This window comes from Halomonas campaniensis (genome assembly GCF_014193375.1).
Classification (GTDB): domain Bacteria; phylum Pseudomonadota; class Gammaproteobacteria; order Pseudomonadales; family Halomonadaceae; genus Halomonas; species Halomonas campaniensis.
Genome location: NZ_JACHZF010000025.1, coordinates 27825 through 52544, shown reverse-complemented (window position 1 = coordinate 52544; position 24720 = coordinate 27825). Strand labels below are relative to the sequence as shown.

Genomic DNA, 24720 nt, shown 5'->3' with positions numbered 1-24720 from the left:
ATACACAGGCCGGATATATGGCAGCAACCTGTACCTGCATCGATGAACGGAGCCTTGCAAGCCGGGAGGAGACCATATAAGGGTTCACAGCGCCCCCTCGCAGTTCTGTCGCCGGGAAAGCCCCGAGCAGTGCTACTCGAGGCAAGAAACAGCGAATCCCTACTCCGCCACGCGGGTGGTGATCTCCAGGCCGCCGGTCAGGGTGAAGTGCAGCTCGGCGCCGCGGGGCAGCGGGCCGACACCGGCCGGGGTGCCGGTGAGCACCACGTCGCCCGGCTGCAGGGTGAAGTGACGGCTCATCTCCGCCACCAGGGTCGCCACCGGGAACAGCATGTCCGCCCCCTCGCCGCGCTGGCGCAGCTCCCCGTCGATCTCCAGGGTGAAGGCCAGGGCGCTCCAGTTGGGCACCTGGGAGAGCGGCAGGAAGCCGGAGAGCGGGCAGGCCCCGTCGAAGGCCTTGGCGATCTCCCAGGGGTGCCCCTTCTCCTTCAGGCGGGTCTGCAGGTCCCGCAGGGTGAGGTCCAGCCCCAGGCCGATGCCCACCACGGCGCGCTCGGCCTCGTCGGCGGTGGCGTGGGAGAGCTCCTCGCCGATCAGCAGCGCCAGCTCGGTCTCGTAGTGGACCTCGCCCCGGGAGAAGGGCGCGTCCAGGGGCTCCTCCAGGGGAACGGCACTGGTCGCCGGCTTGATGAACAGCAGCGGCTCGCTGGGCACCGGATTGTCCAGTTCCCGGGCATGATCGGCGTAGTTGCGGCCGACACAGACGATCTTGCCTAGCGCGTGGGGAAACTCCTGGCCATCGGTAAAACGTGGAACAAAGCGCATGGCGGGTCTTCTCCTTCTCGTTATGCGTGCCGCCTCGCGGCGACAAGCCCCACAGTCTACCGCACCCGGCGCCCGGTACCACCTACGCGGGCCGGACGGGTCGCCTCACCCCTCCGGCGACCAGGCCTGGTCGGGGTCATGCGCCAGGAAGCCCGGCCGGCGCCGCCGGGCCGCGAAGGGAGCCCGACAGCGGTTGTCGCGACGATTGTAGACGAAGAACACGTTGCTGCGCGGGTCCGGGGACATGTTGGCGTTGGAGCCGTGCAGCACGTTGCAGTCGAACAGCAGCAGGCCCCCGGGAGCAGCAGGTCATCCCGCCGCCGCGGCGAGATACTCGTCCTTGAGTTTGACGTAGTTGCCGGCGGTGTAGGGGAAGAAGGCGCGCTCCTTCTCCTTGAGCGGGCGCAGCGCCCGGGCCGGATTGCCGGCGTAGACGTGGCCGCTCTCCAGGCGCTTGCCCGGAGTCACCACGGCGCCGGCGGCGATGATCACCTCGTCCTCCACCACCGCGCCGTCCATGACGATGGCGCCCATGCCCACCAGGATGCGGCTGCCCAGGGTCGCGCCATGGAGGATCGCCTTGTGGCCGATGGTCACGTCGTCGCCGATGGTCAGCGGGAAGCCGCCAGGGTTGAAGTCGCTGGCGTGGGTGATGTGCAGCACGCAGCCGTCCTGCACGCTGACGCGGGCGCCGATGCGGATGCGGTGCATGTCGCCGCGTACCACCGCCATGGGCCACACCGAGCTGTCATCGCCCAGCACCACGTCGCCCAGCACCAGGCTGGCGGGGTCGATGTAGACCCGCTCGCCCAGGGTCGGAGTCGTGCCCTGCCAGGCGCGGATCGCCGTCGTCTCGCTCATCGTGAATTCCTCTTGTGGGTTCAGACCAGGCCGGCCACCAATACTACCAGCGTCAGCGGGATGGCGACCCAGCGCACCAGGCCGCGCCACAGGGCGAAGCCGCCGGGGCCGACGCCCAGCGCTCCCCGGGCCGCCGCCTCGGGCATCACCCAGGCGGCGAAGATGGCGATCAGCAGCCCCCCCAAGGGCAGGAAGATCTCCGGCGGGATGGTGCTGACCAGCTCGAAGGCGTTCATGCCGAACAGCGGCCGCCACTCCGCCAGGCTCGAGAAGGAGAGTACCGTGAGCAGGCCGACCAGCCACACGGCCACGCCCACCACGGCCGCCGCATGGCCGCGCTTGAGGCCGATGCCCTGGAGGGTGGCGACCATGGGCTCGGCCAGGTTGATCGACGAGGTCCAGGTGGCCAGCAGCAGCAGCAGGAAGAAGACGCTCAGCCACAGCGCCCCCCAGGGCAGCTGGGCGAAGGCGATGGGCAGGGTGACGAACATCAGGCCCGGCCCCTCGCCCGGGTCCATGCCCTGGGCGAACACCACCGAGAAGATGGCGATGCCGGCCAGCAGCGCCACGGTGACGTCGAGCACCGCCACGGCGCCGGCGGCCCGCGGCAGGCTCTGGTGGTCCGGCATGTAGGCGCCGTAGGCCATCAGCGCACAGGCGCCCACCGCCAGGGTGAAGAAGGCGTGGCCCATGGCATGCATCACCACCAGCGGGGTCACCGCCGAGACGTCGGGCATGAACAGCCACGCCAGCGCCGGGACGAAGCCCTCGGTGGTGGCGGCATAGCCGGCCAGCAGCACCAGCAGCAGGTAGAGCATCGGCATCAGCAGGTTGTTGAGCCGCTCCAGCCCCTTGGCCACCCCGGCGGCCACCACCAGCATGGTCATGGCCAGGAAGAGGGTATGATTGAAGGTCATGCGCCGCGGGTCGGCGAGGAAGGCCTCGAAGCCGGCGCCGATCTCCGCGGGAGTGGCCCCCACGAAGTCACCGTTGACCGAGGCGATCAGGAACTCGATGGACCAGCCCGAGACCACGGAGTAGAAGGAGAGGATGCAGAACACCGTGAAGGCGCCGAACAGGCCCAGCCAGCGCCAGTGCCGGCTGGCTCCGGCGCCGGCGGCCAGGTGGCCGAGCGACTGAACCGGGCTGCGGCGACCGGCACGGCCGATCATGATCTCGGCCATCATCACCGGCAGCCCCAGCAGCAGCACGAAGGCCACGTAGAGCAGCAGGAAGGCGGCACCGCCGTTCTCGCCGGTGATATAGGGGAAGCGCCAGATGTTGCCCAGCCCCACGGCGGCACCGGTCACCGCCAGTATGAAGGCGCGCCGCGTGCTCCAGCGCTCCAGCGTCTCGTTCATCACCGCTCTCCTGCCCTCTTGGCCTGGCCCGCGGGCCGTCACGAAGGCGGCAAGCCTAGCAGGCCGGCCCGCGTCGGCCAAACGATTCGCCGGCGGCCGTGGCGTTGAAACCACGGCCCGCCGCCCGCATCTAAGATGCCATTCCCGTCACGACTCGAGGTGCGCATGTCCCGCAACCCACTGCTCGACCCCCATGAGCTTCCCCCGTTCGCCGAGATCCGCCCCGAGCACGTGGTTCCCGCCATGGAGGAGCTGCTCGAGCGCAACCGCCGCGCCATCGAGGCGCTGGTCGAGCAGGCCCACCAGGCGCCGCCCAGCTGGGCGAGCCTGGCCGCCCCGCTGGAGTCCCTCAACGACGAGCTCTCGCGGGCCTGGTCGCCGGTCTCCCACCTCAACGGCACCATGAACAGCCCCGAGCTGCGCGAGGCCTACCAGGCCTGCCTGGGCAAGCTCTCCGAGTACAGCACCTGGCTGGGCCAGCACGAGGGGCTCTTCCAGGCCTGGCAGGCCCTCAGGGAGGGCCCCGCCTGGGCCGAGCTGGATGACGCCCAGCGCCGCGCCGTGGACAACACCCTGCGCGACTTCCGCCTGGCCGGGGTCGACCTCCCCGCCGAGCAGAAGCGCCGCTACGGCGAGATCAAGGCGCGCCTCTCCGAGCTCGGCAACACCTTCTCCAACCAGCTGCTGGATGCCACCCAGGCCTGGCACCTGGACCTGGCCGACGAGACGCGCCTGGCCGGCCTGCCCGAGAGCGCCCTGGCCGCCCTGAGGGCCAACGCCGAGGCCAAGGGCCAGCCCGGCTACCGCATCACCCTGGACTTCCCCAGCTTCTACCCGGTGGTCTCCTACGCCGAGGACCGCGAGCTGCGTCGCGAGGTCTATACCGCCTTCGTCACCCGCGCCTCCGACCAGGGGCCCCATGCCGGCGAGCACGACAACGCGCCGATCATGGTGGAGACCCTGGCCCTGCGCCACGAGCTCGCCGAGCTGCTCGGCTTCGCCACGTACGCCGACTACTCCCTGACCACCAAGATGGCCGAGTCTCCGCGCCAGGCGCTCGACTTCCTGGAGGATCTGGCGCGCCGCGCCGTGCCCCAGGCCCGGGAGGAGTTCGCCGAGCTCGAGGCCTTCGCCCGCGACGAACTGGGCATGGGCGAGCTGGCCCCCTGGGACGTGGGCTACGCCAGCGAGAAGATGCGCGAGGCGCGCCACGCCATCTCCCAGGAGCAGCTGCGCCCCTACTTCCCGGCGCCCCGGGTGGTGGACGGCCTGTTCCGGGTGGTGGAGCGGCTGTTCGGCGTCACCTTCGAGGAGGACCGCGAGGCCCCGCGCTACCACCCCGACGTGCGCTTCTTCCGGATCATGGAGCACGGCGCGCCCATCGCCGGCTTCTATCTGGACCTCTATGCCCGGGAGGGCAAGCGCGGCGGCGCCTGGATGGACGAGTGCCGGGTCCGCCGCCTGGAGGGCGAGACCCTGCAGCTGCCGGTGGCCTACCTGACCTGCAACTTCACCCGTCCGGTGAGCGACCGCCCGGCGCTGCTGACCCATGACGAGGTCACCACCCTGTTCCACGAGTTCGGCCACGGCCTGCACCACATGCTGACCCGGCAGACCATCGCCGACATCTCCGGCATCAACGGCGTGGCCTGGGACGCGGTGGAGCTGCCCAGCCAGTTCATGGAGAACTTCTGCTGGGAGCGCGAGGGGCTCGACCTGATCGCCGGCCACGTCGACAGCGGCGAGCCGCTGCCCGGCGAGCTGCTCGACAGGCTGCAGGCCGCCCGGAACTTCCAGTCGGCCATGGGCATGGTGCGCCAGCTGGAGTTCTCGATCTTCGACCTGCGCCTGCACCACGAGCTGAAGGCGCCCTCCGCCGACGAGATCCAGTCGCTGCTGGACGAGGTGCGCGACACCGTCTCGGTGGTGCCCCGGGCCGACTTCAACCGCTTCCAGAACGGCTTCGGCCACATCTTCGCCGGCGGCTACGCGGCGGGCTACTACAGCTACAAGTGGGCCGAGGTGCTCTCCGCCGACGCCTGGAGCGCCTTCGAGGAGGCGGGCATCTTCGACCCCGAGACCGGGCGGCGCTTCCGCACCGAGATCCTCGAGGCGGGCGGCGCCCGGGATGCCGCGGAGCTGTTCCGCGCCTTCCGCGGCCGCGAACCCAGCGTCGAGCCCCTGCTGCGCCACAGCGGCATCCGTGCCGCCTGATCCGTTCATCCCGCCCCGGTCCGCCGCCGGGGCCCGACAGGAGCCATCATGGCCGCCCAGAAACGCTTTATCGCCGGCGCGATCTGCCCGCGCTGCGCCGAGATGGATCGCATCCGCAGCTGGGAGCAGCACGGCATCCGCTACCGTGAATGCGTCAGCTGCGACTTCTTCGAGCAGCTGCCCATCGAGGACGGGGCCGCGCCGGAGCTGACCACCCGGGTCAACCGCCCCCGGGAGGAGCAGACCCGGCAGGACGTCCAGCCGGTGAGGATCCTGGACCCCAAGGGGCACTGAGCGTGACCCGTCAGGGCATGGCCGCGGCCCTGCTCTCGCGCCGCCGGCAGCTCGAGGCGCTGGGGCTGGCCATCGCCGCCGCGGTGCTGCTGGCGCGCCTCGACCTGGCTACCCTGGCGGCCGGGCTGGGGCTCTTCCTGTGGGGCATGAGCCACCTGCAGGATGCCATCAAGCGCCTCTCCGGCGGCACCCTGGACCGCTGGCTGCACACCGCCACCCGCCACCCCTTCCGCGCCATCGGGGTCGGGGCCACGGCCACCGCCCTGGTGCAGTCCAGCTCGCTGGTCACCCTGCTCGCCATGTCCTTCGTCGGCGCCGGCCTGGTCGCCCTGCCCGGCGCCATCGCCCTGCTGTTCGGCGCCAATCTGGGCACCACCACCGGGGCCTGGTTGATCGCCGCCTTCGGCCTGCGCTTCGACCTGGCCACCTTCGCCATGCCCTTCCTGGCGCTGGGGCTGATCGGCTCGCGGGTGCTCCAGGACGCCCGGGGCGCCATCGCCGGCCTGCTGCTGGGGGTCGGGCTGCTGTTCCTGGGCATCGACTTCATGAAGCTGGGCTTCGAGGCCTGGCAGGATGGCCTCTCCCTGGACGGCCTGGCCGGCGGCAGCGCCTGGCACTGGCCGCTGTTCGTGCTGTTCGGGGTGGTGGCCACGGTGGTCATGCAGTCGAGCCACGCCACCCTGCTGATCACCCTGGCGGCGCTGGCCGGGGGCCAGCTGCCCTACCTGCCGGCCCTGGCCGTGGCCATCGGCGCCAATATCGGCACCACCGTGACCGCGGTGCTCGGCGCCCTGGGGTCCGGCTTCGCGGCGCGCCGCCTGGCTGGCGCCCATGTGGTCTTCAACCTGGTCACCGCCGCCGTGGCCCTGGCCCTGCTGGTGCCGCTGGCCTGGCTGGTGGACTGGCTGGGCGAGCTGATCGGCCTCGCCGCGGACGCCTGGCCGCTGAAGCTGGCGCTGTTCCACACCCTCTTCAACCTGCTGGGCATCGTGCTGATGCTGCCGCTGATCCCGCGGCTGGCGGCCCGCCTGGAGCGGGCCTTCCCCGAACCCGCCCGGACGCCTCCCGCCCAGGCCCGCTACCTGGCCCCCACCGCCCTGCAGCACGCCGACACCGCGGTGGCCGCCATCGAGCAGGAGTGCCAGCGCCTCAATCGCCGCGCCTACCACCTGCTCTGCTCGGCGATCCTGGTCCCCAGCGCCGAGGCGATCGGCCACCCGCCCTCCCGGGCGGTGGTCAAGGCGCGCATCGAGCCGTCGGCCTGGACACCGGTGAACACCCGCTACCACGAGCAGATCAAGCCGCTGATGGCCGAGATCCTCGACTTCTACTCGCGGCTGGACACGCCCCTCACCGAGGCCCAGGAGGCCCGGGTGGAGACCCTCTACGCCCGCACCCTGCGCATGGTCGAGGCGGTGCGCTTCGGCGAGGTGCTCCAGCGCAGCCTGCTGCGCCATGCCGCTCCCGCCAGCCCCCTGCGCGAGGCCCACGACGACATCCGCCTGGCCCTGGCGGAGGGCCTCAACCGCCTGGCCGCCAACCCCGAGGCGGCCGACATCTCCGCCCCCATAGACGAGGTGCGCCGCCACTGGCAGCAGGCGCTGGCCGAGCGCCTGCGCGAGCACCGCCTGGATCCCTGGCTGGCCTCCTCGCTGATGAACGACCTCCACCAGGCCACCCGCCTGATGGGCGCCCTCGCCCCCGCCTGACCCGGGGCTGTGCGGATTTCCGCACAGGCCTATGCCCCTGCCGTGCGGAGATCCAGCCGCACGCCGGCCCACGCTATTAGACCAAGGTGGAATAAGAGAATTATATCTTCTTGAAATTAGATGACTTTCTCCCCAGTGGCCCGCGCCTTGCGAGAACAGCGTTGAATGCCTGCTTCGCTTCGGGTCCGGCAACCCCGCCGGGAACTGCCAGACTGAAGCCTGCACGCTCGAGATGGATGCCGACCCAGGCATCACCAACGACAACATGCAACGGAGTCACGCCATGCGCCATCTCTCCACCAAGCTGCTCGCCGGCACCGTCGCCGGCACCCTGCTGGTCGCCGCGGCCGCCGCCCAGGCCGACCGCAGCGAATGGCCGTCCAACTTCACCGTGGGCACCGCCAGCCAGGGCGGCACCTACTTCGTCTACGGCTCCGGCTGGGCCAACCTGATCGCCGACGAGCTGGATGTCTCCGGCGGCGGCGAGGTCACCGGCGGCCCCAACCAGAACCTGGCCCTGGTGCATACCGGCGACCTGGCCCTGGGCCTGACCACCATGGGCCCGGCCGCCGAGGCCCTGGCCGGCCAGAGCCCGCTGGCCCCCGGCGTGCCCATGGACAACGTCTGTGCGCTCTTCCCGATGTACGAGACCCCGTTCTCGATTACCGCGCTGTCCAGCAGCGGCATCGAGTCGATCTCCGACATCCCGGACGGCGCCCGCATCGGCTTCGGCCCGGCGGCCTCCACCTCCGATACCTACTTCCCGGCCATCCTGGAAGAGCTGGGCGTCAACTTCGAGCGCCGCAACGGCGGCTGGACCGACCTCGGCGGCCAGCTCCAGGACGGCCTGCTCGACGTCATCGCCTTCGCCGCGGGCATCCCGATCCCGGCGGTCAGCCAGCTCGAGGTGCAGACCGACGTGAACATCATCGAGTTCACCGAGGAGGAGCAGGCCCAGGTGCTCGAGGCCTTCCCGGTCGCGCCCTTCCAGATCCCCGCCAGCACCTACAGCACCCTGGAAGAGGATGCCCGCGCCGTCTCCATGTGGAACTTCGCCATCGCCGGCTGCGACGTGCCGGAGAGCTTCATCTACGAGGTGACCAAGCTCACCATGGAGAACAACGACAAGATGCGTAACGTGCATCGCTCCGCCGAGACCTCCATCCCGGAGAACATCGTGCACAACACCGTGCTGCCCTTCCATCCGGGTGCGGCGCGCTGGTACGAGGAGAACGGCCACGAGATCCCCGACGACCTCAAGCTGTAAGCCTCCACCACCGTGAATACCGCCCCGCGTCGCGATCCGGCGCGGGGCGGCGTGCTTGCCGTCCCGAATCACACCCGAGGGTGAACCCCCCATGAGCAACTCTCCCGATACCCGTCCCGGGGCGTCCGAGGAGGCCGTCGACAAGGCGCCCGAGACCATCGCCGATGGCGTCGACGAGGAGGTCGTCGAGTCCAACCGGCGGCTCTACACGGGCTGGCAGTGGCTGCTGTTCGCCGCCCTGGCCATCGCCTACTCCAGCTTCCACCTGATCTCGCTGAACGTCTACCCGATGGAGACCTGGTCGTTCCGTATCGTGCACATCGCCGGTGCGCTGATCCTCGGCTACGGGCTCTATGCCGGCACCCGCTTCGCCGGCGAGGGCGACGTCCCGCACTCCCCTGCCTGGCTGCGCTGGGTCAGCTTCGCGCTGCTGGTGCCCGCCGGCTACGCACTCTTCCAGGTCTTCCGCATGCAGCAGATGATCGCGGACGGCGCCATGCGTATCGACCCGGCCATCGAGGCCTGGCACTACGGCTATCCGCTGATCTTCGCCACGGCCGCGGCGATCCTGCTCTCCTGGGGCTATCGCCAGGTGCGCGAGAAGCTCTCGCCCCCGGACCTGGTGCTGATGGTCAGCGCCCTGGCCGTGGCCGGCTACCTGATCCTGATCTTCGGCACCCCGCTGCGTGCCTCCACCGGCACCTCCTTCGCGCCCATCGGCATCTCCTATGCGGCGCTGGCCGGCTCGCTGCTGATCCTGGAGCTGACCCGCCGGGTGGCCGGCCTGGCGCTGGTGATCATCTCGGCCATCTTCCTGCTCTACGTCTTCGCCGGCCCCTACCTGCCGGGCTTCCTGGGCTACCCGGGGCTGTCGTTCAACCGCTTCTTCAGCCAGGTCTACACCGATGCGGGCATCCTCGGCCCGACCACCGCGGTCTCCTCGACCTACATCATCCTGTTCATCATCTTCGCCGCCTTCCTGCAGGCCTCGAAGGTGGGGGACTACTTCGTCAACTTCGCCTTCGCCGCGGCCGGCCGCGCCCGCGGCGGCCCCGCCAAGGTCTCCATCTTCGCCTCGGGCCTGATGGGCATGATCAACGGCACCAGCGCCGGCAACGTGGTCTCCACCGGCTCGCTGACCATCCCGCTGATGAAGAAGGTGGGCTACCCCAGCAAGAGCGCCGGGGCCATCGAGGCCGCCGCCTCCACCGGCGGGCAGATCATGCCGCCGATCATGGGCGCCGGCGCCTTCATCATGGCCGAGATCACCGGCATCCCCTACACCGAGATCGCCGTGGCGGCGCTGATCCCCGCCATCCTCTACTTCCTCTCGGTCTACTGCATGGTGGACTTCGAGGCGGCCCGCAAGGGCATGCGCGGCATGCGCAAGGACGAGATCCCGCTGTTCTCGAAGCTGGTCAAGCAGGTCTACCTGTTCGCGCCGATCATCATCCTGATCGCCGCCCTGTTCATGGGCTACTCGGTGATCCGCGCCGGCACCCTGGCCACCGCCTCGGCGGCCGTGGTGAGCTGGATCTCGCCGCACAAGATGGGCATCCGCGCGATCCTCAAGGCGCTGCAGCTGGCCGGCACCATGGCGATCCAGATCATCGCCGTGTGCGCCTGCGCCGGCCTGATCGTCGGCGTGATCTCGCTGACCGGCGTCGGCGCGCGCTTCTCCTCGCTGCTGCTCGGCCTGGCCGGCTTCAGCCAGCTGCTGGCGCTGTTCTTCGCCATGTGCATCTCGATCCTGCTGGGCATGGGCATGCCGACCACCGCCGCCTACGCGGTGGCCGCCTCGGTGGTGGCCCCCGGCCTGATCAACATCGGCATCCAGCCGCTGGTGGCCCACTTCTTCGTGTTCTACTTCGCGGTGGTGTCGGCGATCACCCCGCCGGTGGCCCTGGCCTCCTATGCCGCGGCGGGCATCTCCGGGGCCAATGCCATGGGCACCTCGGTGGCCTCGTTCAAGATCGGCCTGGCGGCCTTCATCGTACCCTTCATGTTCTTCTACAGCCCGGCCATGCTGATGGAGGGCAGCGCCCTGCAGATCCTGCGGGTCGGCCTCACCGCCACCCTGGGCATCGTGCTGCTGGCCGCCACCGTACAGGCCTGGTTCTTCGGGCCGGTGAAGGCCTGGCAGCGCCTGGTGATGCTGGTGGGCGCGATCTTCATGATCTACGGCGGCATCTATACCGATGTGGCCGGCCTGGCCATCGGCGTGCTGATGTTCCTGATGCAGCGCGGGCTGCGCGGGGGCGGCGGCACGCCCCGCACGGCCACCTCCGGGTAGCCCTCGCCTCCCGGCCCCGGGCCGGGAGGCTGCTCGGTCCCCACCGACGAGAAAGGGGCCCTGCCGTTATCGGCAGGGCCCCTTTCCCATGGCATGTTCAGGGCAGGCTCAGGGCATGGCCGCTGCTCAGCCGACGATATTGTCGAGAACCCTCAGGGTCGGCGCGGCCTGGTTCAGGCCGGCAGAGAGAGAAAGTGCAGCCGGACGTGACTCCCGGCCGCGTCCTCTCAACCAACAATGTTATCCAGAATCTTCAGGGTCGGCGCAGCCTGGTTCAGGGTGTAGAAGTGCAGGCCCGGGGCGCCGCCGTCGAGCAGGCGCTGGCAGAGGCGCGAGATCACCTCCTCGCCGAAGGCGGCGATGGCCTCGCTGTCGTCGCCGTAGGCCTCGAGCTGCTTGCGGATCCAGCGCGGGATCTCGGCACCGCAGGCATCGGAGAAGCGCGCCAGCTTGGCGTAGTTGGTGATCGGCATGATGCCGGGCACGATGGGTGCCTCGACCCCCAGCGCGCGGGCCCGCTCGACGAAGTGGAAGTAGGCGTCGGCGTTGAAGAAGTACTGGGTGATGGCGAGGTTCGCCCCGGCCTTCATCTTGCGGGCGAAGTTCTCCAGATCCCGCTCGAGGCTTGGCGCCTGGGGGTGGGACTCCGGGTAGGCGGCCACGGCGATCTCGAAGTGATCGCCGGTCTCCTCGCGGATGAACTCGACCAGCTCGTTGGCGTAGCGCAGCTCGCCGATGCCGCCCATGCCCGAGGGCAGGTCCCCGCGCAGCGCCACCAGGCTGTCGATGCCCTCCTCGCGGTAGCGGGCCAGCAGCTCGCGCAGCTGCCCCTTCTCGCTGCCGATGCAGGAGAGGTGGGGCGCGGTGGTGATGCCCGACTCGCGCACCCGACGCACGGTCTCCAGGGTACGGTCCTGGGTGGAGCCGCCGGCGCCATAGGTCACCGAGAAGAAGCGCGGCTCCCGGGCGGCCAGGGCATCGCGCACCCCGAGCAGCTTCTCCCGGCCGGCATCGGTATTGGGCGGGAAGAACTCGAAGCTGACGCCGAGCGGATGTTCCTGGGTGCTCATCGGGGATCCTCATGAAGCGAATGCATGATGGGACCATTGTGACGACTCGCCCGGCGGCCCACCAATGAAAGATTCGCGACGACACATCAATCTGGCTCATGTTGGCGTCGCCCCGGCCAGCAGGCATCATGACCCTTTTGCCCGGAGGCCCCATGCCCGCCCTCGACCCCGGCGCCCTGATGGGCCCGCTCTGGACCCTGCTGGCCTATGTCGCCCTGGGCTGGCTGGCCGCCCGGCGGCTCGCCGTGGACCCGCGGCCCGTGGCCACCCTGCTGATCTACCTGATCGCCCCGCTGACCTTCTTCCGCGCCCTGACGCTGGGGGGGCCGACGCCCGGCTACCTGCTGCTCACCCTGGCGACCTTCCTCACCGCCAGCCTGCTGGCGCTGGCGGTGCATCGGCTCACCCGCCATCGCTTCGCGGCCCAGGAGAGCGCCCTGCTGGCCTTCTCCGCCGGCACCGGCAACACCGGCTACTTCGGCCTGCCGGTGGCGCTAGTGCTGCTGCCCCCGGAGGGCGTCACCCTCTACCTGTTCTGCGTGCTGGGGATCACCCTCTACGAGTTCACCGTGGGCTTCTACCTGAGCGCCCGGGGGCAGTTCTCGGTGGGCGAGAGCCTGGCGAAGATCGTGCGCCTGCCACTGGTCTACGCCTTCCTGGCGGCGCTGCTGGTCAGCGGCCTGGGCATGGCGGTGCCGGAGGCGGCCATGGAGGGGCTGGCGGTGTTCCCCGCCACCTACACCCTGCTGGGCATGATGATCATCGGCATGACCCTGGGGCGGGTATCGCTGCGGGAGGTGGACGGCCGCTTCATCGGTGCCTGCGTGGCGATTCGCTACGGCCTCTGGCCGCTGCTCGCCCTGGGCGCCGTGCTGGTCCTGCAGGCGCTGGCGCCGCTGTCACCGGAGCTGGCCATGGCCATCCTGCTGCTGGGCGTGGTGCCCATGGCCGCCAACGTGGTGGTGGTGGCCATGGAGCTGGGCATCGCCCCGGCCAAGGGGGCGCTCGCCGTGCTGGTCACCACCCTGGCCGCCCCGCTGCTGATCCCGCTCTACCTGACGCTGATGATGCGGCTGGCAGGGCTATAGAGCAGGCCATCGCTGTTGACTCTGACTCCATAGCGAAAGGCGCCGGGGACAGGTCGAAGAGGGGGTCCGGAGACCAGGGATGGCGGAGGTAGCGTACAGGGAGGTATTTACAGCGCCCCCTCGAAGGCCTGTCGCCGGTAAAGCCTTGAGCGGTGTTGCCATCCCTGAGAAAGCATCAGTAGCGATAGTCATCGGGCTTGTAGGGGCCGTCCGCCGGGACGCCGGTGTAGTGCACCTGGGCCTCGTTCATGCGGGTGATCACCCCGCCGAAGCCCTCCACCATGTAGCGGGCCACCTCCTCGTCCAGGTGGCGAGGCAGCACCGTGACCCCCAGGGCCTCGCGCCGCTCCGCCTCGGGCAGGTCGGCGAAGCGCCCCTGATAGAGGTGCATCTGCGCCAGCACCTGGTTGGCGAAGGAGCCGTCCATCACCCGGGAGGGATGGCCGGTGGCATTGCCCAGGTTCACCAGCCGCCCCTCGGAGAGCAGGATCAGGTAGTCCCGGCTGGCCGGATCGAAGTGGCCCGGCTTGCTGTCGCGATAGACCTTGTGCACCTGGGGCTTGACCTCCTCCCAGTGCCAGCGGCGACGCATGTAGGCGGTATCGATCTCGCTGTCGAAGTGGCCGATGTTGCAGACCACCGCGCCCGGCTTGAGGGTGTCGAGCATGGCCGCGTCGCAGGCGCCGATGTTGCCGGTGGCGGTGACCACCAGGTCGATACGCCCGAGCAGCTCGCGTTCGATGCTCTCCCGGCCGCGGTTGATGCCCTCGCGATAGGGCGACACCACCTCGAAGCCGTCCATGCAGGCCTGCATGGCGCAGATCGGGTCGATCTCCGCCACCTTGACGATCATCCCCTCCTGGCGCAGCGAGGCCGCCGAGCCCTTGCCCACGTCGCCGTAGCCCACCACCAGCGCCTGCTTGCCGGCCAGCAGGTGGTCGGTGCCGCGCTTGATGGCGTCCGACAGCGAGTGGCGACAGCCATACTTGTTGTCGTTCTTCGACTTGGTGACGGCGTCGTTGACGTTGATGGCCGGCACCTTCAGCAGGCCGTCGCGCAGCATCTCCTGCAGGCGGTGCACCCCGGTGGTGGTCTCCTCGCTGATGCCGTGGATGGCATCGAGCAGCTCGGGGCGCTTGTCGTGGAGCAGGGCGGTGAGGTCGCCGCCGTCGTCGAGCACCAGGTTGGGGGTCCAGCCGTCGGGGCCCGCCACCGTCTGCTCGATGCACCACCAAAACTCCTGCTCGGTCTCGCCCTTCCAGGCGAACACCGGGATGCCGGCGGCGGCGATGGCCGCGGCGGCGTGGTCCTGGGTGGAGAAGATGTTGCACGACGACCAGCGCACCGAGGCCCCCAGGTCGACCAGGGTCTCGATCAGCACCGCGGTCTGGATGGTCATGTGGATGCAGCCGGCGATGCGGGCCCCGGCCAGCGGCTGCTCATCGCGGTACTGGGCGCGGATCGCCATCAGCGCGGGCATCTCCGTCTCGGCAATGCGGATCTCGCGGCGCCCCCAGTCGGCCAGGGCGATATCGGCCACCTTGAAGTCCTGGTCAGCGGGCGTGCTCACGGCGGGCTGGTTCATGGGATCACCTCGTCACATGGGGAAATGCGTGGGTTTCACTATAGGCAGGGAACCCGAACGCCGACAATCAACGCGGGAAGCCCTCGACCCCCCATTCGCCGAGGCGCTCCGCCAGCGCCGCCACCTCGGGATGGGTGAAGAAGTCGACCAGTGCCGCGGCCCGCTCCGGCCCCACCCCCGGCTGGTCGCGCCACCGGTGCAACGAGCGCCCCGCCAGCGCCTCCCAGGTCGCGGCGTCCGCCGCGGCGTGGCCCGGCGGCGCCCCCAGGGCGGCGAGCCAGGCGGCGAAGGGGCGCGAGCGGGCGGTGGCAAAGGCGTCGCTCAGCGAGGCCGCCCGCTGCGGGCCGATGCCATGGGCCGCCTGCAGCGCCGCGGCATCGAGTGCCAGCCCGTCCAGCAGCCCCGCGACCAGCCCGGCCTCCACCAGCGCCTGCCAGGTGCCGGGCCCCACGCCGGAGAGCGCCAGCCCCTCGGGGCCGGAGAGCCAGGCCAGGCGCTCCAGGAACTGGCCCTCGCAGCCGGGGCTCGGGCGCCAGCAGCTCAGGGCGTGGAAGGCCTCGGGATCGGGCGGCGCCAGTTCCGGCCGCTCGGCGGCCCGCCAGGCCACGCCCTCCAGGCGCGGGATGGTCAGGCCCGCCAGGGCGATGACCACGTGATCCCCCGGCCGGATGTCGAGCGATGCCCAGCGCGCCAGGGAGCCCACGCCCACCCGGCGGATGGTCCGCCGGTCGAGCTCCACCGGCACCAGGTGCAGCAGCGGGGTGATGCGGCCGGTCCGGCCGACGCGAAACTCCACGCCGCGCACCTCGGCCAGCGCCTCCCGGGGCGGATGTTTCCAGGCCACCGCCCAGGGCGGCGGCTCGGCCTCCCAGGCCTCCCCCGGCGGTCGCGAGGCCTGCCGCAGCACCACCCCGTCGGTGGCGAAGGGCAGGGGGCCCCGGAACCAGGCGTCGCGCTGGCGCGCCACCTCCTCGAGGGTCGCCACCGGCCGGGTCAACGCCGCGGACTCGGCGAAGCCCAGCTCGGCCAGTCCCTCGAGCCGCTCCGTCATCTCTCGGGGACCATCCGGCCAGTCCCACACGAAGAGCCCGATCTCGGCCGCCGCCTCATCCTCCAGCACCTGGCGGGCCAGCCGTCCCGCCACCTCGCTGCGCGCCCCCACCCCGCCCGACTCCGCCTGGACGTGCCGCGCCAGGCGCAGGTGGAGTTCGCCCTGCAGCACGGCGTCCCGTACCTCGGGCAGGCGCTCGGGCACGGCGGGCAGCCGGCGCACCCGGGCGGTCCACTCCTGCCCGCGGTGGCCGTCGCCGCGGCTGATGGCGCGCACCAGCACCCCGCGGCGATAGACCAGGGTCACGGCCACCCCGTCCACCTTGGGCTGGAGCCAGGCGTCCGACCGTCGGGCCAGCCAGCGCGAGACGGCCCCCTCGTCGGCGAGCTTGGCGAGCCCGGTCTGGGGTACCGGATGCGCGACGTCACCGCCCGGGTGACCCGGCGGCGGCAGCGCGAGCACCCGCCCGGGGTGACAGCGACGCCAGCGCGCGAGGCGCTCACGGGCCTGGTCGTAGACGTCGTCGCTGACGAGGGACTCGCCGCGCCGGTAGTAGGCGTCGTCCCACTCGGCGAGGCGCTCGACCAGGGTGTGGATCGCCTCCGGGGAGGGCGGGGCCGGGCAGGCGTCGGCCAGCCCCGGCGGCGGGAGCAGCAGGGACAGCAGCAGGAGGGCGGCCAGCCACGGCCGGCCGAGGGGAAGACGCAGCGGCATGGGCGACTCCGCCTGGCGAAGGGGTGGCACTCACCATAGCAACAGGCCCCGCGCGGCGATGCCGGCGGGGCCTGTCATCGGCCGTAGGCGCTGGCTTACAGGCCGGCGGCCTGGCGCAGCGCGGCGGCGCGGTCGGTCTTCTCCCAGGGGAAGGCCGTGAAGGTCTCGGTATGCTCCTGCCCCTGGGTGTCGGTCCAGGTGTAGGCGGTCTCGAAGGGCTCGCGGCCGAAGTGGCCGTAGGCCGAGGTCAGGCGGTACATGGGGTGGAGCAGGTCGAGCATGCGGGTGATGGCATTGGGCCGCAGGTCGAAGTGCTCGCGCACCAGCTCGATGATCCGTGCGTCGTCGACCTTGCCGGTGCCGAAGGTGTTGATCGATACCGAGGTGGGCTCGGCCACGCCGATGGCGTAGGAGACCTGGATCTCGCACTTGTCGGCCAGTCCCGCGGCGACCAGGTTCTTGGCCACGTAGCGCCCGGCGTAGGCGGCGCTGCGGTCGACCTTGGAGGGGTCCTTGCCGGAGAAGGCGCCGCCGCCGTGGCGGGCCATGCCGCCGTAGGTGTCGACGATGATCTTGCGCCCGGTCAGGCCGCAGTCGCCCACCGGGCCGCCGATCACGAACTTGCCGGTGGGATTGATGTGGTAGCGGGTCGTCTCGGTGAGCCACTCGGCGGGAATCACCTGCTCGATGATCTCGCGGCGGACCATCTTGCGCAGGTCCTCCTGGCCGATGCCCGGATCGTGCTGGGTCGAGAGCACCACCGCATCCACGCCGCAGGGCTTGCCGGCCTCGTCATAGCGGAAGGTGACCTGGCTCTTGGCATCCGGCCGCAGCCAGGGCAGCAGGCCGTGCTTGCGCAGCTCGGCCTGGCGCTCCACCAGCCGATGGGCGTAGTGGATCGGCGCCGGCATGAAGCTCTCGGTCTCGTTGGTGGCGTAGCCGAACATCAGGCCCTGGTCGCCGGCCCCCTGGTCCTCGGGCTTGGCGCGGTCGACGCCCTGGGCGATGTCCACGCTCTGCTTGCCGATCAGGTTGAGCACGCCGCAGGTCTCGCCGTCGAAGCCGACGTCGGAGGAGGTGTAGCCGATGTCGGTGATCACCTCGCGCACCAGCGCCTCGAGGTCGACCCAGGCCGAGGTGGTGATCTCGCCGGCGACGATGGCCACGCCGGTCTTGACCAGGGTCTCGCAGGCCACGCGGGCATGCTTGTCGCGGGCGATGATGGCATCCAGCACCGCATCGGAGATCTGGTCGGCGATCTTGTCCGGGTGTCCCTCGGAGACGGACTCGGAGGTAAACAGGGAGTATTCGCTCATGGCGTCCTCGGCCCTCGTTGTATCGGCAATAGGCAGTCGCGAAGTCTACACGCTGCGGCCCTGCCGGGCATCCACGATTTGAAGCCCGGCGTCAAGTCGGCGACAATACGTCACCGACTTCGACCGCGCCGCGCACGTCCCGCGCCGCGCCCGAACCAGCCAGAACGCACCCCCGCCGCCCTCCGGCGGGTCTGCACCGCTTATGTCTGCCGCAGGCGAGGAGCCACCAATGCCATCCCGATTCGAACTGGCCAATGCCATTCGCGCCCTGTCCATGGATGCCGTCCAGAAGGCCAAGTCCGGCCATCCCGGCGCCCCCATGGGCATGGCCGACATCGCCGAGGTGCTGTGGAACGACTACCTCAAGCACAACCCGGCCGACCCCAAGTGGCCAGACCGTGATCGCTTCGTGCTCTCCAACGGCCACGGCTCCATGCTCCTCTACTCCCTGCTGCACCTCACCGGCTACGAGCTGAGCCTCGAGGAACTGCAGAGCTTCCGCCAGCTCCACGCCAAGACCGCCGGCCACCCGGAGTACGGCTATGCGCCGGGCGTCGAGACCACCACCGGCCCGCTGGGCCAGGGGCTGGCCAACGCCGTGGGCATGGCGCTGGCCGAGAAGACCCTGGCCGCCCAGTTCAACCGTCCCGGCCACACCATCGTCGACCACACCACCTGGTGCTTCGTCGGCGACGGCTGCCTGATGGAGGGCATCTCCCACGAGGTCGCCTCGCTGGCCGGCACCCAGAAGCTCGGCAAGCTGATCACCTTCTACGACGACAACGGCATCTCCATCGACGGCGAGGTCGAGGGCTGGTTCACCGATGACACCGCCAAGCGCTTCGAGGCCTATGGCTGGCACGTGGTGCCCAACGTCGACGGCCACAAGCCGGAGGAGATCCAGGCCGCCATCGAGCTGGCCAGGAGCCACGACGACCGGCCGAGCCTGATCATCTGCAAGACGGTGATCGGCTTCGGCGCGCCCAACAAGCAGGGCAAGGAGGAGTGCCACGGCGCCCCGCTGGGCGAGGAGGAGGTGGCCGCGGCACGCCAGCAGCTCGGCTGGCCCCACGCCCCCTTCCATATCCCCGAGGAGATCTACCGCGGCTGGGACGCCAGCGAGGTCGGCAGGACGCGCCAGGACGACTGGCAGGCCCGCTTCGATCGCTACGCCGAGGCGTATCCCGAGCTGGCCCGCGAGTTCCAGCGTCGCGTCCAGTGCAAGCTGCCGGTGGAATTCACCAGCGAGGCGCTGATCGAGAAGGCCCAGCAGGCCGGCGAGACCATCGCCAGCCGCAAGGCCTCGCTCAACTGCCTCAACGAGCTGGGCCCGCAGCTGCCCGAGCTGCTCGGCGGCAGCGCCGACCTGGCGCCCTCCAACCTGACCTTCTGGGACGGCGCGAAGGCGATCACCCCGGAGACCCCGGACGGCAACTACCTGCACTACGGGGTGCGCGAGTTCGGCATGGGCGCGATCATGAACGGCATCGTGCTCCACGGCGGCTTCATCCCCTACGGCGCCACCTTCCTGATCTTCATGGAGTACATGCGCAACGCCGTGCGCATGGCGGCGTTGATGGGCAAGCGGGCCATCTACGTCTTCACCCACGACTCCATCGGCCTGGGCGAGGACGGCCCCACCCACCAGCCGATCGAGCAGCTGACCAGCCTGCGCTCCACGCCGAACCTCTCCACCTGGCGCCCCTGCGACGCCGCCGAGACCGCCGCCGCCTGGGATGCCGCCCTCAAGCGCAACTCCGGCCCCACCGCCCTGGTGCTGTCGCGCCAGAACCTGCCGCACCAGGCGCGCACCAAGCAGCAGCTGGCCAGCATCCAGCGCGGTGGCTACGTGCTGCGCGACTGCGAGGGCACCCCGGCGCTGATCCTGATCGCCACCGGCTCCGAGGTCGCCCTGGCCATGGACGCCGCGGCAGAGCTCGAGGCCCAGGGCCACGCCGTGCGCGTGGTCTCCATGCCCTCCACCTACCGCTTCAACGGCCAGGAGGCCGAGTACCGCGAGAGCGTGCTGCCGAAGGCCGTGACCAAGCGCCTGGCCATCGAGGCCGGCCACCGCGACTACTGGCACAAGTACGTGGGCCTGGAAGGGCGCATCATCGGCATGCGCACCTACGGCGAGTCCGCCCCGGCCGGCGACCTGTTCAAGCACTTCGGCTTCACCGTCGAGAACGTGGTGCAGCAGGCCACCGAGCTGCTCGAGGGCTGATCGCCGCGGGCACTGCGACGCGGTGTAACGTAACAGGAAGGGCACGGCCGCCAGGCCGTGCCCTTCTTCATTCCCGTCCGGGGCATCGCCATGGGCCCTGCTCAGGCGATGGTGACCTCAGGGTCGAGGTAGACGTCCTGGATGGCCTGCAGCAGGGCCACCCCCTCGTCCATGGGCTTCTGGAAGGCCTTGCGCCCGGAGATCAGCCCCATGCCGCCGGCGCGCTTGTTGATCACCGCGGTGCGCACCGCCTCGGCCAGGTCGGAGGCACCCTTGGAGCCGCCGCCGGAGTTGATCAGCCCGGCGCGGCCCATGTAGCAGTTGGCCACCTGGTAGCGGGCCAGGTCGATGGGGTGGTCGGAGGTCAGCTCGTCATAGACCTTGGCATGGGTATGGCCGAAGCCGACGGCCCGGTAGCCCCCGTTGGTCTCGGGCAGCTTCTGCTTGACGATGTCGGCCTTGAGGGTGGCCGCCAGGTGGTTGGCCTGGCCGGTGAGGTCGGCCGCCACGTGGTAGTCGGTGCCCTCGTGCTTGAAGGCCGGATTGCGCAGGTAGGCCCACAGCACCGTCACCATGCCCAGCTCATGGGCCCGCTCGAAGGCCTCGCTGATCTCCATGATCTGCCGGCGGCTCTCGTGGGAGCCGAAGTAGATGGTCGCCCCCACCGCCACGCAGCCCATGTCGAAGGCCTGCTCGACCTGGGCGAACAGCGTCTGGTCGTAGATCGCCGGATAGCTCAGGGTCTCGTTGTGGTTGAGCTTGAGCATCATCGGGATGCGGTGCGCATAGCGCCGGGCCACCGAGGAGAGCACGCCCAGCGTCGAGGCCACGCCGTTGCAGCCGCCCTCGATGGCCAGCTCGACGATATTGGCCGGATCGAAGTAGCGGGGGTTGGGGGCGAAGGAGGCCCCGGCGGAGTGCTCGATGCCCTGGTCCACCGGCAGCAGGCTGAGATACCCCGTCCCGCCCAGCCGGCCGTGGTCGAACAGCCCCTGCAGGTTGCGCAGCACCGTGGGGCGGCGGTCGCTGTCGGCCACCACCCGGTCGACGAAGTCGGGCCCGGGCAGGTGCAGGCTGTCGCGGGGGATGCCCCGGCACTGGTGGGTCAGCAGGGTCTCGGCCTCGTCGCCGAGCCAGTTGGCGATATCGGTCATGGCGTTCCTCTCCGTGGTCGGGTTGATGTCGCTATTCCCAGCGTAGCGGATGACCGTAACCACCGTGGGCCGGGCCTTGCAACCTGTCGCCAGGCGAGGACAAGGGCCCCGCGGTTAGCGACCGCTGCGCCGCCGGCCCGTCGGCCGCGGCGACCGACGGCGGCGCGCGGCCGACACACGAATAGCGTGCTAACATGCTCGTCCCCTTCCGTCGCGACAGGCGAGGATCATCGATGGCCGTTCTGCGCGGTTTCCTCTGGCTGCTGGGCTTCCTGCTGCTCGACGATGCGCTGGTCACCCTGGCCGGCCTGCCGGTCTCGGCCGGCGTGGCCGGCATGCTGCTGCTCAGCGCCTGGCTGATGCTGCGCGGCACGGTATCGGCCGATATCGCCGCCGCCGCCCAGCCGCTGATAGGCGTGCTGGCCATGCTGATCATGCCCGGCGTGGTGGGCATCTTCTTCATGCTCGACGCGCTCGCCGGGCAGTGGACCGCGATCCTCGCCGCCCTGGTCCTCGGCACCCTGCTCAGCGTCTTCACCACCCTGTGGCTGATGCGCCGGCTGATGGGCGGGGGCGACCATGAGTGAGCTGATCGACCACCTGATGGCCACGCCGCTGGGGGCCATCGCCCTGACCCTGGCCGCCTACGTGGCCGGACAGCACCTGTTCCGGCGGCTCGGCGCCCCCGGCTGGTGCCCGCCGATCCTGGTCGCCGCCCTGCTGCTGGCCGGGGTGCTGGCCCTGGCCGGCATCGACTACGCCGACTACCGCGAGGGTGCCGGCTGGCTGATGCTGCTGCTGGGGCCGGCCACCGTGGCCCTGGGCCTGCCCCTCTACCAGCAGATGCCGCACATCCGCGCCCTGTGGCGCCCGCTGCTGGCCTGCCTGCCGCTCTCCGCGCTGCTGGCCGCGCTCTACGCGGTGGGCATCGCCTGGCTGCTCGGGGCCCCGCCGGAGATCCTCGCCTCCCTCGCGCCCAAGTCGGTCACCGCCCCCATCGCCATCGGCATCACCGAGCAGATCGGCGGCTCGGTGTCGCTGATGATGGGCGGCCTGCTGATCACCGGCGTGGCCGCCATCGGCTTCGTCACCCTGCTGGCACGCTGGATGGGCATCCGCGACGAGCGCATCCTCGGCTTTGCCCTGGGCATCAACGGCCACGCCCTGGGCACGGTGCGCGCCTTCGAGATCAGCCCCACCGCCGGCGCCTTCGCCTCGCTGGGGATGAGCCTGACCGGCATCCTCACCGCCCTGCTGCTGCCGCTGGCCTGGCGCCTGCCGGGACTCGTCGGCTGAAGTGCGCTAGAATCTGCGCTTTGTGTCTGCCCGGGAGTCAGTGCCACCGCCATGGCCCACCGCATCGCCATCAACGGTTACGGCCGCATCGGCCAGTGCGTGCTTCGCGCCCTGATTGAACAGCAGCGTGGCGACCCGGCGGACGCGCCGGGAAGCGGCCATCCGCCCCTGGAGGTGGTGGCGATCAACGAGCTCTCCGACCTCGCCACCATCGCCTACCTGACCCGCTACGACACCACCCACGGCCGCTTCCCCGGCCGCGTGGAGGCCGACGGCGAGCAGCTGAGCGTGAATGGCCGGGCGATCCGGGTGCTCTCCGAGCCGGACCCCGACCGCCTGCCCTGGGGCGAGCTCGGCATCGACCTGGTGCTGGAGTGCTCCGGCAGCTTCCGGGACCGCGCCACGGCCTCCCGCCACCTGGCCGCCGGCGCCGGCCGCCTGCTCTTCTCCCAGCCGGCGGAGAGCGACGTGGATGCCACCATCGTCACCGGCATCAACGACCACGAGCTCGCCCCCGCCCACCGCATCGTCTCGGCGGCCTCCTGCACCACCAACTGCCTGGTGCCGGTACTCACCGTGCTGGACGAGGCGCTGGGCATCGAGCATGGCGTCACCACCACCATCCACTCGGCGATGAACGACCAGCCGGTGATCGACGCCTACCACCAGACGGACCTGCGGCTGACCCGGTCGGCAATGCACTCCATCGTGCCGGTGGATACCGGCCTGGCGCGGGGCATCAACCGCCTGATGCCCCACCTGGCCGGGCGCTTCGAGTGCCTCCACGTGCGGGTGCCGACCATCAACGTCTCGGCCATGGACCTGGCCATCACGGTGGGCCGCGACACCAGCGCCGCCGAGGTCAACGCCCTGCTCGCCGAGGCCAGCCGCGGGCGCCTGGCCGGGCTGCTCGGCTACACCGAAGAGCCCATGGCCTCGGTCGACTTCAACCACGATCCGCGCTCCGGTATCGTGGACGCCACCCAGACCCGGGTGGCCGGCGGCCGCCTGATCAAGCTGCTGTGCTGGTTCGACAACGAGTGGGGCTTCGCCAACCGCATGCTCGATATCGCCCGCCGACTGGCCGCCATGCCGCCCGACACGCCCTGAACCCTTCGCCTGTGGTTTACCTACCAAGGTTTCCAGATGAGGAACACGCCCCGATGAACGTGCGCAAGATGACCGACCTCGACCTCAGCGGCCAGCGCGTGCTGATCCGCGAGGACCTGAACGTGCCCGTCAAGCACGGCAAGGTGACCAGCGACGCCCGCCTGCGGGCCGCCCTGCCGACCATCCAGGCCGCCATGGAGGCCGGTGCCCGGGTGATGCTGATGAGCCACCTGGGCCGCCCCACCGAGGGCGAGCCCGCCGAGGAGTTCTCCCTGGCGCCGGTGGCCGAGCACCTGGGCGAGCTGCTCGGCCGTCCGGTCACGCTGATCGGCGACTACCTGGACGCCGCCCTGGACCTGGCCGACGGCGAGGTGGTGCTGCTCGAGAACGTGCGCTTCAACAAGGGCGAGAAGAAGGACGACGAGACCCTGGCGAAGCAGTATGCCGCGCTGTGCGACATCTACGTGATGGACGCCTTCGGCACCGCCCACCGCGCCCAGGCCTCCACCCACGGCGTGGCGCGCTTCGCCCCCACCGCCTGCGCCGGCCCGCTGCTGGCCGCCGAGCTCGACGCCCTGGAGAAGGCCCTGGCCACCCCGGCGCGCCCCATGGCGGCCATCGTCGGCGGCTCCAAGGTCTCCACCAAGCTCGACGTGCTCACCGCGCTCGCCGAGAAGTGCGACCAGCTGATCGTCGGTGGCGGCATCGCCAACACCTTCATCGCCGCGGCCGGGCATCCGGTGGGCAAGTCCCTGCATGAGGCCGACCTGATCGGCCAGGCCCGGGCGCTGATGGAGAAGGTCGAGATCCCGCTGCCCACCGACGTGGTGGTGGCCACCGAGTTCTCCGAGCAGGCCTCCGCGGTGGTCAAGCCAGTGGACCAGGTGGGCGACGACGAGATGATCCTCGACATCGGCCCCGAGACCGCCGCGCGCCTGGCGGGCATGCTCAAGGATGCCGGCACCATCCTCTGGAACGGCCCGGTGGGGGTGTTCGAGATCGACCAGTTCGGCCACGGCACCGAGGTGATCGCCAAGGCCATCGCCGAGAGCCCGGCGTTCTCCATCGCCGGGGGCGGCGACACCCTCGCCGCCATCGACAAGTACGGCATCGCCGACCGGGTCTCCTACATCTCCACCGGCGGCGGCGCCTTCCTCGAGTATGTCGAGGGCAAGACCCTGCCGGCGGTGGCCGCCCTCGAGGCCGCCGCCCGCGGCTGATGCCGGCCCCCATTGACCGACGACAACCCCTTTTCGATGAACGTCATGCGGCGCCCGGGCGGCGCCGC

At 70.4% G+C, this 24720-nt stretch carries 19 protein-coding genes and 1 pseudogene; 11 read left to right on the top strand and 9 right to left on the bottom strand.

From position 1 onward, the window contains the following. Nucleotides 1-159: 159 nt before the first annotated feature. From BDK63_RS15330 to BDK63_RS15315, 4 genes and pseudogenes are all read right to left on the bottom strand, one after another. Nucleotides 160-825: a fumarylacetoacetate hydrolase family protein gene (locus tag BDK63_RS15330; protein WP_183333506.1), complete on the bottom strand. Its 666-nt coding sequence runs from the start codon at nucleotides 823-825 to the stop codon at nucleotides 160-162. Nucleotides 826-930: 105 nt separating this feature from the next. Further along, nucleotides 931-1128 (bottom strand): annotated as a pseudogene (locus BDK63_RS15325) (phytanoyl-CoA dioxygenase family protein); the annotation flags it as partial. A 6-nt stretch (nucleotides 1129-1134) separates the two neighbouring features. Beyond that, nucleotides 1135-1686 carry a gamma carbonic anhydrase family protein gene (locus BDK63_RS15320; RefSeq protein ID WP_183333505.1) on the bottom strand — a complete coding sequence of 184 codons (552 nt, stop codon included), beginning with the start codon at nucleotides 1684-1686 and terminating at the stop codon, nucleotides 1135-1137. Nucleotides 1687-1706: 20 nt separating this feature from the next. Next, nucleotides 1707-3047, bottom strand: coding sequence for a sodium-dependent transporter (locus BDK63_RS15315; protein WP_183333504.1), 1341 nt, complete (start codon nucleotides 3045-3047; stop codon nucleotides 1707-1709). A 165-nt stretch (nucleotides 3048-3212) separates the two neighbouring features. Between BDK63_RS15315 and prlC the strand changes: the two genes are divergently transcribed. The 5 genes from prlC (at nucleotide 3213) to BDK63_RS15290 (ending at nucleotide 10824) form a co-directional block, all read left to right on the top strand. Beyond that, a complete protein-coding gene (gene prlC, locus BDK63_RS15310; protein ID WP_183333503.1) occupies nucleotides 3213-5261 on the top strand; it encodes an oligopeptidase A in 2049 nt (682 codons plus the stop codon). A gap of 48 nt (nucleotides 5262-5309) precedes the next feature. Then, entirely contained in the window at nucleotides 5310-5555 is a 246-nt protein-coding gene (locus BDK63_RS15305) for a YheV family putative zinc ribbon protein (protein ID WP_183333501.1), read from the top strand. Between the two features lie 2 nt (nucleotides 5556-5557). Continuing rightward, the gene (locus BDK63_RS15300) at nucleotides 5558-7264 is read left to right on the top strand and encodes a Na/Pi symporter (protein ID WP_183333499.1); all 1707 of its coding nucleotides are present in this window, start codon (nucleotides 5558-5560) and stop codon (nucleotides 7262-7264) included. Between the two features lie 283 nt (nucleotides 7265-7547). Continuing rightward, on the top strand, nucleotides 7548-8531 hold the full coding sequence (locus tag BDK63_RS15295; protein WP_183333497.1) for a TAXI family TRAP transporter solute-binding subunit: 984 nt from the start codon (nucleotides 7548-7550) through the stop codon (nucleotides 8529-8531). Between the two features lie 91 nt (nucleotides 8532-8622). Then, complete coding sequence (locus tag BDK63_RS15290; protein ID WP_183333495.1) at nucleotides 8623-10824, top strand: TRAP transporter permease; 2202 nt, start codon at nucleotides 8623-8625, stop codon at nucleotides 10822-10824. A gap of 227 nt (nucleotides 10825-11051) precedes the next feature. Here BDK63_RS15290 and metF read toward each other — a convergent pair whose 3' ends face one another. Then, the gene (metF, locus tag BDK63_RS15285; protein ID WP_183333493.1) at nucleotides 11052-11894 is read right to left on the bottom strand and encodes a methylenetetrahydrofolate reductase [NAD(P)H]; all 843 of its coding nucleotides are present in this window, start codon (nucleotides 11892-11894) and stop codon (nucleotides 11052-11054) included. Nucleotides 11895-12046: 152 nt separating this feature from the next. On the opposite strand from metF, the gene BDK63_RS15280 reads away from it, so the two are divergent. Continuing rightward, a complete protein-coding gene (locus BDK63_RS15280; protein WP_183333491.1) occupies nucleotides 12047-12982 on the top strand; it encodes an AEC family transporter in 936 nt (311 codons plus the stop codon). Between the two features lie 175 nt (nucleotides 12983-13157). Here BDK63_RS15280 and ahcY read toward each other — a convergent pair whose 3' ends face one another. From ahcY to metK, 3 genes are all read right to left on the bottom strand, one after another. Next, complete coding sequence (gene ahcY / locus BDK63_RS15275) at nucleotides 13158-14567, bottom strand: adenosylhomocysteinase (protein WP_183333489.1); 1410 nt, start codon at nucleotides 14565-14567, stop codon at nucleotides 13158-13160. 67 nt (nucleotides 14568-14634) lie between these two features. Then, on the bottom strand, nucleotides 14635-16332 hold the full coding sequence (gene ligB / locus BDK63_RS15270; protein WP_183333488.1) for an NAD-dependent DNA ligase LigB: 1698 nt from the start codon (nucleotides 16330-16332) through the stop codon (nucleotides 14635-14637). A gap of 95 nt (nucleotides 16333-16427) precedes the next feature. Continuing rightward, the gene (metK, locus tag BDK63_RS15265; RefSeq protein WP_183333487.1) at nucleotides 16428-17648 is read right to left on the bottom strand and encodes a methionine adenosyltransferase; all 1221 of its coding nucleotides are present in this window, start codon (nucleotides 17646-17648) and stop codon (nucleotides 16428-16430) included. A 229-nt stretch (nucleotides 17649-17877) separates the two neighbouring features. Between metK and tkt the strand changes: the two genes are divergently transcribed. Then, nucleotides 17878-19872, top strand: a complete 1995-nt coding sequence (gene tkt / locus BDK63_RS15260; protein WP_183333486.1) for a transketolase — start codon at nucleotides 17878-17880, stop codon at nucleotides 19870-19872. A 101-nt stretch (nucleotides 19873-19973) separates the two neighbouring features. Here the strand turns inward: tkt and BDK63_RS15255 are convergent, their stop codons facing one another. After that, on the bottom strand, nucleotides 19974-21026 hold the full coding sequence (locus BDK63_RS15255) for a class I fructose-bisphosphate aldolase (RefSeq protein WP_183333485.1): 1053 nt from the start codon (nucleotides 21024-21026) through the stop codon (nucleotides 19974-19976). Nucleotides 21027-21259: 233 nt separating this feature from the next. On the opposite strand from BDK63_RS15255, the gene BDK63_RS15250 reads away from it, so the two are divergent. From BDK63_RS15250 to BDK63_RS15235, 4 genes are read left to right on the top strand one after another with little or no spacing between them, the layout of a single operon-like run. Further along, the gene (locus BDK63_RS15250) at nucleotides 21260-21613 is read left to right on the top strand and encodes a CidA/LrgA family protein (RefSeq protein WP_183333484.1); all 354 of its coding nucleotides are present in this window, start codon (nucleotides 21260-21262) and stop codon (nucleotides 21611-21613) included. Then, nucleotides 21606-22322 (top strand): LrgB family protein, encoded by a 717-nt coding sequence (locus BDK63_RS15245; RefSeq protein ID WP_183333483.1) that lies wholly within the window; start codon nucleotides 21606-21608, stop codon nucleotides 22320-22322. Before BDK63_RS15250 ends, BDK63_RS15245 begins: the two co-directional genes overlap by 8 nt. Nucleotides 22323-22373: 51 nt before the next feature. Next, nucleotides 22374-23432 carry a type I glyceraldehyde-3-phosphate dehydrogenase gene (locus BDK63_RS15240; RefSeq protein WP_183333481.1) on the top strand — a complete coding sequence of 353 codons (1059 nt, stop codon included), beginning with the start codon at nucleotides 22374-22376 and terminating at the stop codon, nucleotides 23430-23432. Nucleotides 23433-23485: 53 nt separating this feature from the next. Continuing rightward, nucleotides 23486-24652: a phosphoglycerate kinase gene (locus BDK63_RS15235; RefSeq protein ID WP_183333479.1), complete on the top strand. Its 1167-nt coding sequence runs from the start codon at nucleotides 23486-23488 to the stop codon at nucleotides 24650-24652. The last annotated feature ends 68 nt before the right edge of the window (nucleotides 24653-24720 follow it).

Excerpts from the sequence above, each read along its gene's own strand:
- BDK63_RS15330 (WP_183333506.1), bottom strand. The coding sequence starts at position 825 with ATGCGCTTTGTTCCACGTTTTACCGATGGCCAGGAGTTTCCCCACGCG.
- BDK63_RS15320 (WP_183333505.1), bottom strand. The coding sequence starts at position 1,686 with ATGAGCGAGACGACGGCGATCCGCGCCTGGCAGGGCACGACTCCGACC.
- BDK63_RS15315 (WP_183333504.1), bottom strand. The coding sequence starts at position 3,047 with ATGAACGAGACGCTGGAGCGCTGGAGCACGCGGCGCGCCTTCATACTG.
- prlC (WP_183333503.1), top strand. The coding sequence starts at position 3,213 with ATGTCCCGCAACCCACTGCTCGACCCCCATGAGCTTCCCCCGTTCGCC.
- BDK63_RS15305 (WP_183333501.1), top strand. The coding sequence starts at position 5,310 with ATGGCCGCCCAGAAACGCTTTATCGCCGGCGCGATCTGCCCGCGCTGC.
- BDK63_RS15295 (WP_183333497.1), top strand. The coding sequence starts at position 7,548 with ATGCGCCATCTCTCCACCAAGCTGCTCGCCGGCACCGTCGCCGGCACC.
- BDK63_RS15290 (WP_183333495.1), top strand. The coding sequence starts at position 8,623 with ATGAGCAACTCTCCCGATACCCGTCCCGGGGCGTCCGAGGAGGCCGTC.
- metF (WP_183333493.1), bottom strand. The coding sequence starts at position 11,894 with ATGAGCACCCAGGAACATCCGCTCGGCGTCAGCTTCGAGTTCTTCCCG.
- BDK63_RS15280 (WP_183333491.1), top strand. The coding sequence starts at position 12,047 with ATGCCCGCCCTCGACCCCGGCGCCCTGATGGGCCCGCTCTGGACCCTG.
- ahcY (WP_183333489.1), bottom strand. The coding sequence starts at position 14,567 with ATGAACCAGCCCGCCGTGAGCACGCCCGCTGACCAGGACTTCAAGGTG.
- ligB (WP_183333488.1), bottom strand. The coding sequence starts at position 16,332 with ATGCCGCTGCGTCTTCCCCTCGGCCGGCCGTGGCTGGCCGCCCTCCTG.
- metK (WP_183333487.1), bottom strand. The coding sequence starts at position 17,648 with ATGAGCGAATACTCCCTGTTTACCTCCGAGTCCGTCTCCGAGGGACAC.
- tkt (WP_183333486.1), top strand. The coding sequence starts at position 17,878 with ATGCCATCCCGATTCGAACTGGCCAATGCCATTCGCGCCCTGTCCATG.
- BDK63_RS15255 (WP_183333485.1), bottom strand. The coding sequence starts at position 21,026 with ATGACCGATATCGCCAACTGGCTCGGCGACGAGGCCGAGACCCTGCTG.
- BDK63_RS15250 (WP_183333484.1), top strand. The coding sequence starts at position 21,260 with ATGGCCGTTCTGCGCGGTTTCCTCTGGCTGCTGGGCTTCCTGCTGCTC.
- BDK63_RS15245 (WP_183333483.1), top strand. The coding sequence starts at position 21,606 with ATGAGTGAGCTGATCGACCACCTGATGGCCACGCCGCTGGGGGCCATC.
- BDK63_RS15240 (WP_183333481.1), top strand. The coding sequence starts at position 22,374 with ATGGCCCACCGCATCGCCATCAACGGTTACGGCCGCATCGGCCAGTGC.
- BDK63_RS15235 (WP_183333479.1), top strand. The coding sequence starts at position 23,486 with ATGAACGTGCGCAAGATGACCGACCTCGACCTCAGCGGCCAGCGCGTG.